Origin of the sequence: Pseudoalteromonas atlantica, from assembly GCF_043641955.1 — a bacterium.
Classification (GTDB): Bacteria; Pseudomonadota; Gammaproteobacteria; order Enterobacterales; family Alteromonadaceae; genus Pseudoalteromonas; species Pseudoalteromonas atlantica_A.
This window is the reverse complement of the sequence record NZ_JBHZRV010000005.1, coordinates 43,673-60,488: the sequence shown is the minus strand read 5'-3', so window position 1 is coordinate 60,488 and position 16,816 is coordinate 43,673. Positions and strand designations below refer to the sequence as shown.

Sequence of the window (16,816 nt, the reverse complement as noted above, 5' to 3'; positions counted from 1 at the left end):
TTATTGTTTATGTACGGCAAACTCAATAGCTGCACGTGCTTTATCGCTATCTTGGCGGGTGGGCCGCGACTTGATATTTTCACTGTACGCATTTGGTAGTTCAGCTTCAAGCGCCCCGCGATGAACGTGCTCTATGTACCAGTCATAAGGTAGGATTGATGCATCTGTGGTGTTTGCAATATAACAATGTGCAGTTACTTTTTTGCCATCAAGTAAAATAACTTCAACATCTACACAATCGTAACGCGGCCCTTCAATCGCATCGAGAATCTCTTTTTCATCAGGCGTTATCTGATATACCACCCCATACACTTGTGCGTCTTGAGCGGTGCTTTTTCTTACACTGCATTTGCCAGAACCATCAAGGCTGACCATATCAAACGTTAACTCATACCCTATTAAACGCGCCGTCCCGACTCGTTTAACTTCAGGAAGACGTGCTAATAAACGATTTGACGACATATTTGAGCCAAACGAAAAATTATAAAGTGCCATGCTTGTTTACTCCTACAAAACCACGCGTAATGCTAATGCGATTAAAATCACACCTATACCTCGGTCGAACCAATAACCACTCTTTTGAAAAAAGCCTCGTACTACAGGCTTTGATAACACTAATGATAAAAACGAAAACCAAACCCACGTTGCGACAGCCATATACACACCATAACCTGCTTGCACCAACAACGGTGTTGTTTGACTGATCACCAAAGTAAATAACGACATAAAAAATAGTGTTGCTTTAGGATTAAGTGCATTTGTTAAAAAGCCACGCCGAAACGCAACCCAGACAGACTCCTCACTTTGGGTTTGAGGTACTTCTTCGCCCGAATTTACTGCGGGCTTCGCGCTACGAAGTGCTTGAAATCCTATATATGCTAAATAAGCGCCTGCTAAGTATTTTAACGCCATAAATACAGTCGGTGATTGAGCTAACAAAACCGCAACCCCCAATAAGCAATAACCCACATGCAGTAATATCGCTAAGCCAACACCAAAGCTAGTCCATAGCGCATTACGCCGACCATGTTGAATACTTTGTTTAAGCACAATTGCAAAATCGGGACCTGGACTTGCTACTGCAAAAAAGTGTGCCAACGCTATGAGGATAAATTCATCTAAATAATTCAAATCTTTATCCGGCCTTTTTTTCGTCTAGCGCTAGTAAAAGCGGGTTTGCAGTTTCATTTAATAGTGCTTTTATCTCTCTTTGCGCTTTCTTAAATTGGCTGCGTAGGTGTGGCTTCAGATGCTTTTTCGAGTCGTTGTGACCTTTAAAGTGACATATTAAAGCGTGCATAAACAAAGTTTGTGATTCAGTTAATGCAGCTTGCCTATTCGCGTAAGGGTTATAGCACGACCCGCAGCCACCTTTAAACTGATAAACAGTGTTACTCATCATCACACCAAATCCTAAAAAGCAGGCTAATGCATCGCTGGCTTGAGGTAAAAACTCTTTACCACCTGGCGGTAACACACCAACATGGTGAATCATGATCGTCGCAAGTGTTCCTGCAAAACTCGCCACCAAATCCTGTGGTTGATTTATTTGGTTTGGATTAAACGACACATTAACTAAGTGCGGTGGTGCAACTATGAGGCTACTGTTTGGTGAACGTAGCGTGTCAGTAAACTCAAAATGCGGAAACACTTGTGGCTGAAGCTGCGCAGGCCCAACAAGTTGAATCGGCCAAGCTTGCATACCTGCATAACCCACAACTCGCTGAAATACTTTGCTAGCCATTTCTTCAACACTGGATACAGGATCAGGAAAAAATTGATGATTCGGTAACACTAACTGTGTTTTATTGATAAAAAACTCGCTGTCAAAATGCTCAACAGCCCACACAAATGTATCAATTAACCATTGTTGCTCTTGTGCGTCTAACAACGGCTTAGGTTTAAATAAAGCTAACATAATCAACTCTTAATATTATTGTTGGGTACTTGCCCATTGCCATGCCTGAGTATTATAAAGCGGCACAGTCGATAAAGCGTGATGATGGCTCCCAGTCGATTCTTTAGTTGAATATGAGAGATATAATAACGACCGTGTTTGTGCATCATAAATTCGACGTACTTTTAAAGATTTAAACAAAATGCTTTTTGATGATTTAAAAACAACTTCACCTGACTTGCTTCGGTCAATATCAGCTAACTGCTCAGCTGTAATAGGGCCGGTTTGACGACATGCAATCGACATATCCGAAGGATCTGAAAAATCTAAGTTCGCTTCAATGTGACTAATATGGCATGTCACCCCTGTGACCAAAGGATCTTGTTGTGAAACGACTTTAATATCTTTTGTTGTAAATAGCCCCAAGCTAACAGATGCAGCATCGTCTGAGCAGCCAACTTGCATGGCCAAGAGCACAACAATTCCTATCACATTTAAAAGCTTCATAGCCTTTCCTTTTAGTTTAAAATTAACGAGATTTATCGTATTTATGTGTTATACGGTTACATTTTTGTAATTGCTATGTTTCAATAATAACTGAAATATTCATCGACAACGAGCGCCATTATGATGATAAAAGCAAACACTGTTTGATAAGTCTATCGCCGTTTTATTTGAAACCCATAAGGTTGCCACTATAGTTAATGATGAGTGATGCTTATGCATTTTAATAACGGCGCTTTTAATCAATTTCAAACTTGTGTTTTTATTTACCGCTTTTAAGGAGTTTGCAATGCCTCATATAGTGATTGAGCATTCTGAAGATTTACCTCTATTACCTCAAGTCTTAGTAGATAAAGTACACCAGACCACGTTTGAAAGTGGTTTGTTTGAGCTTTCAACAATTAAAACTCGTGCCATTGCATATCAGCACTATCAGCTAGGCGAAGGTAAAGATGGCTTTATTTATATAGCGGCCTACATAATGGCAGGTAGAACCACCGAAGAAAAACAGCGCTTAAGTGAAAGCTTACTTAATTGCTTGCGTACATATTGCATGGAATCGTATAGCTTAAGCGTTAATGTTTATGAAAACAGTAGCGAAACTTATCGCAAATGCTAATCCTACACTTGGATAAAAACAAAGCTAAGACAATTACCTAAGCATTAAAAGGTTTATTCGCTTATGGTAAGTACTCAGCTTTAATGCGCTTAATATCTATTTGAGGTGATTTATATGATGTGTAGATCAACCAATCTAGCTTGGGAACATAAGTTAAACCTGATGAGCGACTAAATGCCCGCTCAGGCAAGCGCATCACATCATGGTGTTGTTTAGTCTGCAAGTTATAAGCACTTAGTCGGTAATCACCTTGATTAACATTAAAATAAAACACCCTATCAGGTTCGTTACCTGTTCCTTGGGCGTAATGCCATGCAACGCGGTTAGATAAATTGATCGATTCAATTAACAGCTCCTCTTCACCAGTATCGTGATGTTTTATCCATAACTGTGTTGCTTTTGGATTGGCGAAAATAAGGTCTCGCTTAGCCGTTTCAATCGCATAATACGCAGGCAACGCTATTGCCTTGCCTAAGTTTTCACCCTGAATATTCAGACGATACACATACCCATTGTTAGATACCAGCACGCTTTGATTATCAGCCGACCATGCAGGCTTACCATAACTATCAAAACCACTTTGCAAAGGTTTACTATTTAATTGTTTTTGAAAGTCATAAATAAATAGCTCATTCTTGTCTTCAATATTTGCGGTATAGGCAATATAACGACCATCATAAGACCACACTGGACTATATACACTGGCTTTTAGGTGACTTAACTGCTCTCGATTAGTGCCATCTGGATTAGCAACCCATAACTCGGTGTCTCCTGACTCACTTGAAACAAACGCTATCTTATTTTGTGCCTCATTATAATCGGCATAACGCATATTAAAATGCGTTGATAAAACAGGAAAAGGCGAACTTATAACAGAATCATTAACTTGTATACGCATAAGAGCAGAATCAATATGCCATTGATGGAAATACAAATCTCCTTGAGCGCTGAATTCAGGATAGCTAAGACCCTTTACTTTCATATCAGTGACAGTCTGAGTATCAAAGTTATAAAAGTAACCTCGACGCTCATCTTGCTCAACCGCTGAAAACACCAGTTGATCTTTAAATGGATGCCAATCCACACCACGAATATCTAAAAAGCCAGTAGTTAGCACGCGTGCATTGCCGGTTGCAATATCCACTAAGAATAGATTTTCATTCCCAGTGGGGAGATTGCGTGAGACAACAAGCTGTTTTGCATCGGGGGAGAAAATCACTGACTCGTCAATGAAGTGACACTCACCCGAACACGGAATCTTTTTTATATGTTTTTTATCTGAGGTTAAATCAAGAATATTAAGCTCTGTTTTAACACGTCCTTTGCTTGCATGCTCACTAATAAAAACTAGCTCAGTTCCCGAAAAATTTACATCAAGATCGGTAGCACTGCTCGCAGGGCAAGATGCCAACACCGAAATCTCGCCTGTTACGATAATATGCTCTACAACCTCACACGTGCTTGCTGCGATGCGTCGATAATAATAAAGACGCTGTAAATCAGGGCTAAAAACGGTTCTACCCTCTACATAATCCGTATTAGTAAGCGATTTCACCGCCTGCTCTGGCGAAAATAAATCGCGTAAATATAAATTTGTTGGCTTACCTGGCCGACGCCAAGAGTACGCCATAAAATGCTCATCACTCGAAACGGCAGGATAAAGCTCTCGACCAGGGCTTGTCGTAACCGTTTCAATATAGTCATTAAGTAAAAAAGTGGACGACACGAGAGGCTGCTCTTTGTGCGAAAACAGCCAATGCTGACTTGCCCAAAAAGTCACTACTGTAACTAAAACAAGTATAGCTATAACCAACCTAGAGGATGAAAGCAGGGGCGCTTTATTTTGTTTTGATTGTGTATCTTCAATTAGGGTGGGCGCTACTGTTAACCGGTAACCTGTTTTTCGCAGTGTTTCTATGTAGGTATTGTTTGGATCAAGCTCTTTAAAAGATTTTCGTAGATGCCAAATTGCATTGGTTAATGCTTTTTCACCAACAAAGTAGTTGCCATCCCATACTTCTTCAATCAACTCTTCACGGGTTATCGCATGTGGATAACGCGATGCTAAAGCAGACAGTAATTCGATAAATTTAGGCTGTAAAACTATTTCAACATCTGAACATGCCAGCTTATTTTCAAGCACAGAGACATGACACTGATCTAATAAAAACGGTTTTTTAGTATCCATAAATGAAAGCAAGCACCTAATTTAGAAGTCTAGAAGGGTAACCTTTAATTGAAATAAAATGCAAAAATTTAGGATTAAAGTAAATAACCTCTAAACAAAATTTAAGCAACAATAAATACAATACATTGTTTTTAAAGGAATAGATATTAAATAGATGTAAAATAGGGATATAAACGAGACACCTCTCATTGTGCTTTGATTCACGATTTCATAAAACATTTAACGAATAAAGCCCACCAGCTACTGTGTTAATAAAATGCTTTGAACTGCCCTTCAACAAATTAACGCAGTGGCTTTTATAAAAATCAAAAAATGTAAGGGAAATCTGTGAGCAACCTATCAACAAGAAAATGTGTTTTGGCACTTGCCATAGCAGCAAGCTTTTCAAGCCATACCATTGCAAATACCGCAGAAATTGAAAGAACATCAACAAGCAAACAAATCAATGAAGCAGCCCCTGAGGCGCCAGAAAAAATCGTTGTAACCGGTTCTCGTCTAAAAAGAGACAGTTTTTCAATTGCAACACCACTTGTCACAATGGACAGAGACGCAATTGAAGACACAGGTCTCACAAACCTAGCTGATATTTTGGTTGAAAATATGCCTGCACTAACAGAGAGCATTGGTAATACAACCAGCCAATCAAGTGTATCAGTGACGGGTTTATCAACTATCCAACTACGTGACTTAGGTGCAAACCGCACATTAACATTGATCGATGGCCGACGCGTTGTCTCAAATAGCTACAGCGGGAACTATGTTAGTTTAAACACCATCCCCAGTGGTATGGTTGAACGTGTTGAAGTGATCAGTGGTGGCGCATCAGCAACCTATGGTGCAGATGCCGTTGCAGGTGTAGTAAATATCATTACCCAATCTAAAAAAGAAGGATTCGATTTTAAGGCACGTACAGGTGAAACCACAGATGGTGGCGGTAAAGAATTCACCCTAGATTTGAATTATGGTGATTCATTTGCAGATGACAGAGGCTATGCCTACCTCAGTGTAAACTGGGATCGTGATTTTGGTATGAGCTTTTATGACCGAAAACGCGCCCAAATAGAAGATTCATATTCATACGATGATGAGCAGATGTGTAATCAGATGCGAACAGCATCTGGCCTTCAATGTATGCGTGACATCACCCAAGCTGACTGGGTAAGCAAAAGCGATGGTACTTTAGGGGGAGTATTTTTAGAGAACAGCCGCAACGACACCCAATTTTGGTATGACGGCCAAACGCTTCGTGATGACTGGAAAGGCAACGAAGAAACTTACGGTATTAATTCAAACCAATACGTTAAGCTTGATGTACCGAGTGATAACTTTTCTACAGCCATTAAAGTTGATTTTGATTTAACCGACGACATCATGTTATATGGCCAAATTCAGTACAGTGACAGCGGCTCATTTAATGATAAGTCACCTGAAGATGAATATGAAAGTGCTTACGTTCCGCGTTTTGATCCAGTAACTGGCGCACCTGCTGGTGATGTTAGACCGGGATACATCCCACTTGATAACCCCTATGTTCCGCAAGAGATTTTAGATGCGAACCCTTATAAAGATCGTATTTATTGGGATCGCCGCTTTGGTGAAGTGGGTAACATTAATACCGACAACAGCAGAAAGACCATCCGTAGTTGGGCAGGCCTTCAAGGTACTGTATTCAATAACGAGTGGGATTGGGATATCTCAGCAAGCTATGGTCGTTTTACACAGCACCAAGAGCGTAACAACGAACTAAATACAGTAAAACTAAACCAAGCACTACAAGCAGAACAACTTGCTGATGGTACCATTCAATGTAAAGACGCTGATGCCCGTGCCGCAGGCTGTGTACCAATTAATTTATTTGGTGAAGGTTCAATTACACCAGCGATGGCTGATTGGATTCGAACGACACCAATTATAGATACCGAAATAGAACAATACGGCGTGGTAGGTTATATCTCTGGTGATTTATTTGAACTGCCAGCAGGAGCTGTTTCGGCGGTATTTGGTGGTGAATACCGTAAAGATTCACAAGACTTAAAAACCAGCGACGATATGAAATCCGGTGGCATCACGTTTAACTACGTGCCGAACTTTTATGGCGAAGTTGACGTTTATGAAGCATTTGCAGAGCTCGCCGTGCCATTATTAAAGGATGCACCGCTAGCTAAAAACTTAAGTGCTGAAACCTCGCTGCGTTTAGCCAATTACAGCATGGAAAATGTAGGCACTGTTGCCAGTTATAAACTGGGTGTGTTTTGGGAGCCTATCAGTGGTTACGCATTTAGAGCTAACTATGCGCGCGCACAACGTGCTCCAACTATTACAGAGCTTATGTCACCTGAACGGGGTGATTACGATAGCTACTCTGACATTTGTGATGGCCTAACCGCCACATCAACAAAACCAGGGCACGACAGCTGCCGACAGGAGCCTGCATTTAAAGCTTTACTTGCAGAGGATGCTAACTTCGTATTTGAAGATGAAAACAACTCTTACTCTCCAGGTGCTGGTAACAAAGAATTAAAAGAAGAAACAGCTGATACCTATACGTTTGGTATAACCTTGGCGCCTGAGTTTATCGATAACTTTAGGCTCGCTGTGGATTACTATGACATAGCGATTGTTGATGCCATTTCAACCATAAGTAACGAAAACATTCTTCGCGAATGTTATGACTCGGATGTCTCTTGGGGTGATGATAATGTTTTTTGTAATGACGTAACGCGTAATGATGAAGGTAACATCACTAAAATCTTACAACGCCAATACAACTTAGATGAACTCACTGCGCGCGGCTATGATGTGGTTGCTCAATATAAATTTGATGTTGATGGCGTGGGATCATTTGCATTCAAAGCTGATTACAACCACGTAATTGAAAACTCACAGACTTATCAAAGTGATGATGGCAGCTATATCACAAGCCATTATGGGGGCTACGGTAGCAGCAAAGATAAAGCAACGCTTTCTTTAACATGGCGCAATGATGATATACGCGTGCGTTGGAGCACTAACTTCCTTGGTTCATTTAAAGCAAGTCAAAGCCTAGAAGAAGATTGGCAAGAGTATATGGCAGCGAATGACGAACGTTGTGCAGCCCAAGAAGAAAGCTGTATCGCTAATCCTGAGCCATTGAAGTACCAAAACTATGGGTCGTTTATGAAACATAATATATCAGCGTCTTATAGCATGAGCTTGCAAGAGCAAGGTGATTTACGCATCTTTGGTGGCATAAAAAATGTATTTAACGACAAAGGAGCTTTCTACCCGTATGGCCGAGGTAACTATTACTCTGGTTATGGCGGTGGTAAAGGGCGCTATGTTTACTTAGGTGCTCAATACAGCTTTTAAAAGCATAACCTATGGTTAATGCCCGTTAACCATATCCCTACTAGGTTGTTAGCAAAGGCGCGCTTCATTAGAACGTGCCTTTTTTCTATTGCCAATATTGCATTTCAACTAAGCGTGAAGTTGTTCTGGCAAACTCAAATGCCAGCTTTTGTCCTTCATAAAGTTTATCAATCGGCGCTTGAGCGCTGAGTACTAATAATGTGCCACGGTCGTAACACTCATCAACAAGCGCAATGAACCGTCGCGCTTCGTCATCTAAATAATGGTCCTTGTGTGCTTGATGTTCCCGCTGATAGCTATCCTCAATACCATGCACAATTCGTTTTGATGTCATCCCTTGCCCCATTACAGGAATGTTTACTACATATACCCGCGAGTAACTGTTCGCTAATTCAATGTAATCATAAGTGCTACGCGTACCTGAACACAGCGCCATGAAGTCGAACATAATAGCTGTTTTACTGCGCATAAAATAAGGAATAGGCCGCCCTAGAATAGTTAGGGTCTGATTTTGTGTAGTGGCATTATCTGCGTTGTACTTTTTAAATTCATCAATACTTTTTTGTAGATCATGAGGGCAAATAAAATGATTTAATTGGCGACCAAAGCGAAACCGATGATCGCACTCCCCCGCCACATCAATCACATTACAATGATGCTCCAATAGCGCAATACACGGTAAAAACCGAGCGCGTTGTAACCCATTAAAATAGAGCTGCTATGGGTGACAGTTTGATGTAGCAACCAACACGACCCCTTGAGAAAACAATGCATCGAACAACCCCGACATAATCATCGCATCGCCAATATCACTGACAAAAAACTCATCAAAACATAATACGCGGATGCTTTTAGCCCAACGTTTAGCAATAATCGTAAGCGGATTTTTACTTCCTTGCAGGCTATTCAACTGACTATGTATTTGTGCCATAAAGCGGTGAAAGTGCAGTCGCTGTTTTTTTTCAGTAGGGAGTTGCTGATAAAATAAATCCATCAGCATTGATTTTCCCCGTCCTACAGGGCCGTGTAAATAAACCCCTTTAAGCTGTGGTTTAGTTTGCCACCACGCAGACTTACAGCTCAGCGTTTCTGCAAGTTGTTGTAATGCATTAACGGCCTGTAACTGCGCCTTATCCTGTTGTAATTTACCAGCCTCTAATTGCTGATTGTAGGCGGCTAATATTTGTATCTGTGGCACTGTCATGGTGGCTTACTATCGGCTATACTCGCCGCCATTGTAGCCGACAGAAAATGGGAACCCAATGAAATTTCCTTGCCGTTTAGATAAATTTATTAGCCACCTAGCACAAATTCCTCGTAGTAAAGCAAAAGCGCAAATCAAACAAAAAAACGTAATGATCAATGATCTGATTGTTACCGCCTTTGATCACCCCGTTGCGCAAGCTGATCAGGTTATGCTTAATGGTGAGCCCCTCACTTATCTTGGTAAACGCTATTTCATGCTTAATAAGCCTGTAGGTTATGTATGTGCGAATGTTGATGAACTACACCCCACCGTTTTTGATTTATTGGATGAGCCTAATATGAATGATTTTCATGTTGCTGGGCGATTAGACATTGATACTACAGGCTTAGTACTCATCACCAACGATGGCGATTGGTCGCATAAAATTACTTCGCCCAAGCACAATAAGTTTAAAACTTACCTCGTCGAAACCCAAGAGCCACTTAGCGAAGAAGCGCTTGAACAGTTACGTCACGGGGTACAATTACATAACGAGAAAGAACTGACTCGCCCTGCCATTGCAGAGTTAATAGCCAGCTACAGTTTGCGCCTTTCAATAAGCGAAGGTAAATATCACCAAGTTAAACGTATGCTTGCTGCTGTAGATAATAAAGTTGTTGAATTACATAGAGAAAAAATTGCAAATATTGAGCTTGATAGCACACTTGAAAGTGGTGAGTACCGTCAACTAACGGCTGCTGAAATCGCGCTTTAAACTTACCTTTTTTGGAAACTTGAGCAAATATCACGTCCAAAATCTATGTTATTGTTAATTATAACTAACAACTGGCCGATAAACGTGGTAGAAAATTAAGGTCATAAAAAATAATAAGGGGCTTACCATGCTGTCGGGTTTAGCATTAAGAACGAAAATTATCCTGTTTGCAGGAGCTATGTTTATAGCACTCAATGCAATTGCGTTACTCGGCTTACAGTCACTGCGCCACGCGAGTGAAAGCGATAACATTGCGCGCATCAACCAACTCATGAAAAGTACCACAAACATTGTTGAACAATTCGAGTTACTCGCTAAAACGCAGCAGCTCTCTGAACAACAAGCCCGTGAATTTGCAACACAGATGTTACGTGAAAATAAATACCACGATTCTGAATACGTTTATGTTGTGAACGACAAGCTCGATTTTATTGCCACGCCGCATGACCCCCAACTGCATGGCACCAGCTTCAATGATTTTCAAGATGCCAACGGCAATAGCATTGGCCGTATGGTGGAGTCATTAGTTGGCAACCAAACCAATAAAATTATTACATATCACTGGGATTCAGTGCGCGATGGTGAAACAGTCGATTTAACCTCGGTAGTGCAAAAAACGCCTTACTTTGGCTGGTACGTTGGCACTGGCATTAGCGCCAAAGAAGTCAACGCACGTTATTGGGATACAGCAAGTTGGCTGCTTGGGCTGTCATTAATTATTGCTATTGCACTAACGATTGCGATTGCTCGCTTTGGTATATCTTTAAGTAACGCACTCGGTGGTGAAGTAAATCAAGTTATTGATATAGTTAAACAAGTATCAAGAGGTAATTTAGACTCTCACATTCGCAGCGATGCACCAGCCGAGAGTATTATTGCAGCAATGCGATACATGCAGCAGGGTTTGCGGGGCGTAGTCGGTGGTATTAAAGATGTCACTGACAGTCTTAAAAACCAAAGTGTTGATAATGAATCCCGCTCGATAGAACTTGATAAATTAACGCGAAGCTTGAACGAAGAAACCCATATGGTCGCTTCAGCTATTACAGAACTTACCGCTTCTGCTCAGACCGTTGTAGAGCATGCAGAACAAGCTGCACATTCCGTTCAAGAAGCCGAAAATCAAGGCCAAAGCGCCAGCCATTTAACTACTGAAGCTGCAAACACCATTGCGTTATTAGAGCAGCAAATTGACAGCGCTGGTAATAACATTCAAGTCCTTGATGATGAAGTAAATAATATTGCCAATGTGCTAAGTGTGATTCAAGGTATTGCTGAACAAACAAATCTACTCGCCTTGAACGCAGCAATTGAAGCTGCGCGTGCCGGCGAACAAGGCCGTGGTTTTGCCGTTGTTGCTGATGAAGTGCGCCAACTCGCCCAGCGCACTCAATCAAGTACAGAAGAAATCCATACCATGATTGGCAAGTTACAATCAGCCACTCAAGATGCTAAAACATCTGTGAACTTAAGCATTACTACCAGTGAGCAAACCGTTGCTAAATCGAAAGACGCCAGTGAAGAATTACAACGTGTAGCCTCTTCACTCAGTGCAATCGCGCAAATGAGTCACCAGATTGCTATTGCAGCGAAAGAACAACTCGATGCGGGTGAGGACACAGCGAAACGGATTGTGACAATTTCAGACACGGCTTCACAAACGGCAAATGTATCTCATCAAGCTCATGCAGCCACTGATTTAATTAAAGGTTTAACAAATGATTTAGAGGCGCAAACCGGCAAATTTAAATCTTAATCACCAACTTCCCTGAAAAGCCCGTACTTGTTTGCGGGCTTTTTTATTACGCCATCAATTACGACTTTATCTGCACTAAATCAAAATCAGCAAGACCAGGTACAATCATTTGTAAGCGCGATTCTGTTATATCTAACGAATTTAAACACTCACAATACTCTGATGCTTTTTCTTCTAATTGGTGTGCTTTCTTTTGTAATGATTTATCGATTTCTTTAGAAATGATGTCCATCCGCTGACCCATGTCATTGATGCGGTCTTCGATATTTCCTTCACGCGATTTAAATGCATCTCCGAGTGAAACTAAAATCGCTCCTAACGACCCATGCACTGCTGAATGAATTTTTTTACTGATCTCTTCGGTAAAGAAATCATCGATTTTAGACAACGACTGTGGTGCAATAAAAAAGAAGTCGTCACCACGCTTAAATTTATCCATCAACGCGCGCTCAACGTATTGTAGCTGGGTTTTAAGCACTTCGGGTTCTTTGTCTGACATACCTTCAACGACTTGCTCAATCGCGCTCAAACCTAGGTTCACACCATCAGTAGCAAGCTCAACAAGCTCTGGAACAGTATCTCTAATTCCTTTACTAAATTGGGCAAGAACTTGGCTTTCTTCAGCGCTTAAATCAACCCAATAGCCTCTAATAAATAACTGGTTGTTATTATTTATTTGTACCCGAGTTTGACCTTTATCCACAATTCGAATTACATCATCAGTAATTATAAGACCATGACTGAGTTCAACCTCACATTGGGCTTGGGCAAAGGCAAAGGAACTTGAAAGTGCTACAGATAACGCCAATATCGAGCGAGATAAAAACGCCATAAACACCTCAAAAAGACTAAAAATGGGAGGCCAGTAGGTTAACAAAAAACCATTTTTATGCAAGTGAAATGGTAGGCGCGATTTGACATCGCGCAGGGATGCTTCAAATGCGCGGGATAAACCCGCGCTTACGTTTAAATGGGTGAACCTGGTGGGATTGGTAAAACTTTAAAGTTTGAAGGCCATTCTCCTGATGCCAAAAATTGCTTTATTTGCTCAGATAAATACTGCTTAAATGCACTTTCACCTATACTCACACTGCCAAGTAGTGAACGCTGCTGATAGTCATCACTTAACTTAACTAAATAATAACGCAACTGAGCCTGTACCTCAGGATCTACATCATGGCTAACAGCAAGATCTGCAAACTGCTTTGCAGTTAACAACTGCACCCGCTGATTTATCTTAGCTGCCATGCCTGTTTGCTGCGCGCTTTCAAATATCTGCTGATATATTTGCGCAAGCATTTCATCAAATGTGAAAAAGTTACTATTACGGGCTTGTTGCTGAGCAAGACGGTTTAAGCGCTGACTATTTAGCATTAACGATAAACTGTGATTTGCAGCCACCTCAGGCAGTGCCATCGCATCGAGTGTTAAGCCTGTACGACCGACAATGCTTTCACGGTTTTTTGACTCACCGTATGCTTTGGGTGGTATCAGTGCCAATATATGCTCAGGTAGCATTAAATTTTCGGCTGTTAATGTACTTAACATGGCCGTGAGCGCTTGTTGTTGTAATGATTTACTCACCACTTGAGCGCCTTTTACGGCCTCATCACCGCGTACTTCGTAGTCATAATCAACACCGGCAATCAATTTAACAACTGACTCTACTTGGTAACGGTGAAATAAATACAAAGGCACCAGCATTTCTTCAAGTTGAGATAAAGCCGTTCCTGTTTTTATATTCTTGATACCAAAATTAGCCAATGCGTATTTGCGCACCTCGAGTACACGTGTTAACTCTTCACTCGGTGATGCACCATTATCCCAAAGATGAGCTGTAGGGTGAGCGCCGCCTTTAGGACGGGCGTCGCTATCAGAGATAAACTCCAACCCTTTGGCTTTATTTTGCGCCAAAATAGCTGCAAGCTCCGCGCTTTCATCAAAGCCGGTAAAATCACTGTAGCCATATTTAATGACTTGTGTATCCCACTGCCCCATACCATGTGCATAACCACGACTAACATCAAGCTCACCTTTATCGTTAAAGCTTAATAACGGGTGTGGGTAGTCCATAACCGAAGATCTATCTGCCACCGACGCTGAGAAGTTATGGGCAATACCTAGAGTATGGCCAATTTCATGGGCACTCAACTGACGTATCCGGTCAAGCGCCATCGCCTGCAAGGCTTTAGTCACTTCATTACCATTTATATATGGCGCTGCAAGTGCTTCTGCAATTAAAATATCTTGGCGTACACGTAACGAACCTAATGTAACATGACCTTTTAAAATCTCACCTGTACGAGGGTCAATCACTGAACTGCCATACGACCATCCTCGCGTTGCACGATGCACCCATTGAATAACGTTGTAACGGATATCCATTGGGTCTGCGCTGTCTGGTAATACTTTTATGATAAAGGCATTTTTATAACCTGCCGCAGCAAAGGCATCATTCCACCATTGTCCACCTTCGAGTAAAGCAGTTTTAACTGGCTCTGGTACGCCTGGGTCTAAATAATACGTAATAGGCTTAACCGGTTCACTAATTGGTAATGAAGGGTCTTTTTTAGCTAGGCGGTGGCGTGGAATATAACGCACTAACATTGAATCACTCAACGGCGCTGCGTAATCTTTATGCTCAATGCTCCAGTAACCTGATTGTGGATGAAAAGTGCGAGGTGTGTAACCATCATCAGGTAGCTCAATTAATGAGTGGTGCATATGTACTGTCAACGCATAAGGGTCTGCGCTGACTTGGCGGATATACTTACCCGGCTTGCTCCCTTTAAAGGTAAGTACCGCTTCAAGCTCAGTGTTTTTCATAAAGGCTTTAGAACGCGGCATATAAACTGCACTGCGGCTTTCATCTAAACTAAAGTTACCTTGTTTGCGAGCCGCGAGGGTGCGGCTAACACCGTGAACATCGCTCAGTAAGTACGGGGTATAATCAATTAAAACAGCTTGCGGGCTTTGTGCCACTACTTTAAAACCCGCTAAAATACTTGATGCAAATGCCTCTTGAATACTTTTTTGCTCAGCCTTGTTTGTAGTATTAGCACGGTAATACGTGTTGATTGCTCTGAGCATCACTTTATCGCCAAAGCGCTCAAACTTTACTAAGTGTGTATTACCTAACTGACCACGGTCGAGGCCAATATCATTCGAACCAACACCATAAGGTAAGCTTTGTTGTAGTAAAAATTGCTGCTCAAGTTTATCGACTTTTAAATAGACTTTGCCATTTTCGGTATCGTAAAAGAATGAAAAATAGCCAGGAAAATGATTCATTTGTGCAGTAAAATCATTTATAGACTTAATTGCTGCGTGCGCTTGGGTTATCATAGTCAGCAGCACAGTAAAGAGTATGTAACGTATCAATGGTATTTTTTGCATAATCTTATCTTTGTTATTCGCGTTTTAAATAAGCTTGAAGGTGGTTCTAGTATAGGATATCAGCTTTAAAATACAGTTATTTAAGACGAAATTCAGCGCTAGCTTTGATGATCCCTCTCACCCTATGATTATCATGGCCTTTAACGTTATCAGGAAAATAGAATGCGTAGACTACCCCCAGTATTACTTGAAGACGGTTGCCCGAGAGATTTAATCTCGTTAATAAGAACGATTTTAGCTGCGTGCAAAGAAATTTCGTTCCGTGTAGGTCAAGGTGCATTATCGGGCGTGCTTGGTTCAACACTGGATGAAAATATTCAAGGTGAAACACAAAAGAAACTTGATGTGTTAACCAACCAGTTACTAAAAGATATTTTACTGGAATCAGGCTACGTTAAAGCCATTGCTTCTGAAGAAGAAGATTACACCGTAGCAGGCAACCCAGATGCAAGCTACATTGTGGCATTTGACCCATTGGATGGCTCATCAAATACTGATATCAACTCATTAGTCGGCACTATTTTCTCAATTATGCGAGCACCTGAAGGCTCAGACGCCGCGGATGAACGCATTTTTATGCAACCGGGTAAAAACCAAGTTGCAGCGGGATATGTACTTTATGGCCCGTCAACTGTACTTGCACTAACAACGGGTAAAGGTACGCGCTTTTTCACGCTTGATAAAACACATGGTACATTCTTATTAACTGAAGACTTCGCTAAAGTACCTGAAGAGACAAGCGAATACGCTATCAATGCATCAAATCAACGCCACTGGCAGCCTGCAATGCAAAACTACATCAATGATTTGATGGCTGGTGAAACAGGACCACGAGCGCGTAATTTCAACATGCGTTGGATTGCAGCCATGGTTGGTGACGTGCACCGCGTATTATGCCGTGGTGGTATTTTTACCTACCCAACCGACACTAAAGATCCAAACAAACCAAACAAACTACGCTTACTTTATGAAGCAAACCCTATGGCCATGTTAATTGAGCAAGCTGGCGGTATCGCATCGACAGGTACTGAACGTATTATGGATATTCAACCTGACGCTATCCACCAGCGCGTAGCTGTTATTTTGGGTTCTAAAAACGAAGTAGAAACCTGCTTAAACTACCATAAGTAGCTCTCAGCTTAAAAAT

At 41.4% G+C, this 16,816-nt stretch carries 12 protein-coding genes and 1 pseudogene; 5 read left to right on the top strand and 8 right to left on the bottom strand.

Annotated features, from left to right (window positions below):
- The 4 genes from ACHUE3_RS11610 to ACHUE3_RS11595 are packed head-to-tail and all read right to left on the bottom strand — an operon-like array spanning nucleotide 1 to nucleotide 2,404.
- Nucleotides 1–495: a gamma-glutamylcyclotransferase family protein gene (locus ACHUE3_RS11610; protein WP_394192583.1), complete on the bottom strand. Its 495-nt coding sequence runs from the start codon at nucleotides 493–495 to the stop codon at nucleotides 1–3.
- A gap of 12 nt (nucleotides 496–507) precedes the next feature.
- On the bottom strand, nucleotides 508–1,131 hold the full coding sequence (locus ACHUE3_RS11605; RefSeq protein ID WP_394192582.1) for a LysE family translocator: 624 nt from the start codon (nucleotides 1,129–1,131) through the stop codon (nucleotides 508–510).
- Nucleotides 1,132–1,135: 4 nt separating this feature from the next.
- Nucleotides 1,136–1,918 carry a hypothetical protein gene (locus tag ACHUE3_RS11600; protein WP_394192581.1) on the bottom strand — a complete coding sequence of 261 codons (783 nt, stop codon included), beginning with the start codon at nucleotides 1,916–1,918 and terminating at the stop codon, nucleotides 1,136–1,138.
- A gap of 15 nt (nucleotides 1,919–1,933) precedes the next feature.
- Nucleotides 1,934–2,404 carry a CreA family protein gene (locus ACHUE3_RS11595; RefSeq protein ID WP_394192580.1) on the bottom strand — a complete coding sequence of 157 codons (471 nt, stop codon included), beginning with the start codon at nucleotides 2,402–2,404 and terminating at the stop codon, nucleotides 1,934–1,936.
- A 286-nt stretch (nucleotides 2,405–2,690) separates the two neighbouring features.
- Between ACHUE3_RS11595 and ACHUE3_RS11590 the strand changes: the two genes are divergently transcribed.
- Nucleotides 2,691–3,020 carry a 5-carboxymethyl-2-hydroxymuconate Delta-isomerase gene (locus ACHUE3_RS11590; protein WP_394192579.1) on the top strand — a complete coding sequence of 110 codons (330 nt, stop codon included), beginning with the start codon at nucleotides 2,691–2,693 and terminating at the stop codon, nucleotides 3,018–3,020.
- Nucleotides 3,021–3,081: 61 nt separating this feature from the next.
- Here ACHUE3_RS11590 and ACHUE3_RS11585 read toward each other — a convergent pair whose 3' ends face one another.
- Nucleotides 3,082–5,208 carry a winged helix-turn-helix domain-containing protein gene (locus ACHUE3_RS11585; RefSeq protein WP_394192578.1) on the bottom strand — a complete coding sequence of 709 codons (2,127 nt, stop codon included), beginning with the start codon at nucleotides 5,206–5,208 and terminating at the stop codon, nucleotides 3,082–3,084.
- A gap of 327 nt (nucleotides 5,209–5,535) precedes the next feature.
- Between ACHUE3_RS11585 and ACHUE3_RS11580 the strand changes: the two genes are divergently transcribed.
- On the top strand, nucleotides 5,536–8,556 hold the full coding sequence (locus tag ACHUE3_RS11580) for a TonB-dependent receptor plug domain-containing protein (protein ID WP_394192577.1): 3,021 nt from the start codon (nucleotides 5,536–5,538) through the stop codon (nucleotides 8,554–8,556).
- An 85-nt stretch (nucleotides 8,557–8,641) separates the two neighbouring features.
- Here ACHUE3_RS11580 and zapE read toward each other — a convergent pair.
- Nucleotides 8,642–9,760, bottom strand: a pseudogene (zapE, locus tag ACHUE3_RS11575) (cell division protein ZapE).
- A 58-nt stretch (nucleotides 9,761–9,818) separates the two neighbouring features.
- Here zapE and rsuA point away from each other — a divergent pair.
- Nucleotides 9,819–10,517 carry a 16S rRNA pseudouridine(516) synthase RsuA gene (gene rsuA / locus ACHUE3_RS11570; RefSeq protein WP_394192576.1) on the top strand — a complete coding sequence of 233 codons (699 nt, stop codon included), beginning with the start codon at nucleotides 9,819–9,821 and terminating at the stop codon, nucleotides 10,515–10,517.
- Nucleotides 10,518–10,644: 127 nt separating this feature from the next.
- Nucleotides 10,645–12,273 (top strand): methyl-accepting chemotaxis protein, encoded by a 1,629-nt coding sequence (locus tag ACHUE3_RS11565; protein WP_394192575.1) that lies wholly within the window; start codon nucleotides 10,645–10,647, stop codon nucleotides 12,271–12,273.
- Between the two features lie 58 nt (nucleotides 12,274–12,331).
- Here the strand turns inward: ACHUE3_RS11565 and ACHUE3_RS11560 are convergent, their stop codons facing one another.
- Both ACHUE3_RS11560 and ACHUE3_RS11555 read right to left on the bottom strand, forming a co-directional pair.
- Nucleotides 12,332–13,105, bottom strand: a complete 774-nt coding sequence (locus ACHUE3_RS11560) for a YggN family protein (RefSeq protein WP_394192574.1) — start codon at nucleotides 13,103–13,105, stop codon at nucleotides 12,332–12,334.
- A gap of 134 nt (nucleotides 13,106–13,239) precedes the next feature.
- The gene (locus ACHUE3_RS11555) at nucleotides 13,240–15,669 is read right to left on the bottom strand and encodes a zinc-dependent metalloprotease (RefSeq protein ID WP_394192573.1); all 2,430 of its coding nucleotides are present in this window, start codon (nucleotides 15,667–15,669) and stop codon (nucleotides 13,240–13,242) included.
- A gap of 162 nt (nucleotides 15,670–15,831) precedes the next feature.
- Between ACHUE3_RS11555 and ACHUE3_RS11550 the strand changes: the two genes are divergently transcribed.
- Nucleotides 15,832–16,800: a class 1 fructose-bisphosphatase gene (locus tag ACHUE3_RS11550; RefSeq protein ID WP_394192572.1), complete on the top strand. Its 969-nt coding sequence runs from the start codon at nucleotides 15,832–15,834 to the stop codon at nucleotides 16,798–16,800.
- The last annotated feature ends 16 nt before the right edge of the window (nucleotides 16,801–16,816 follow it).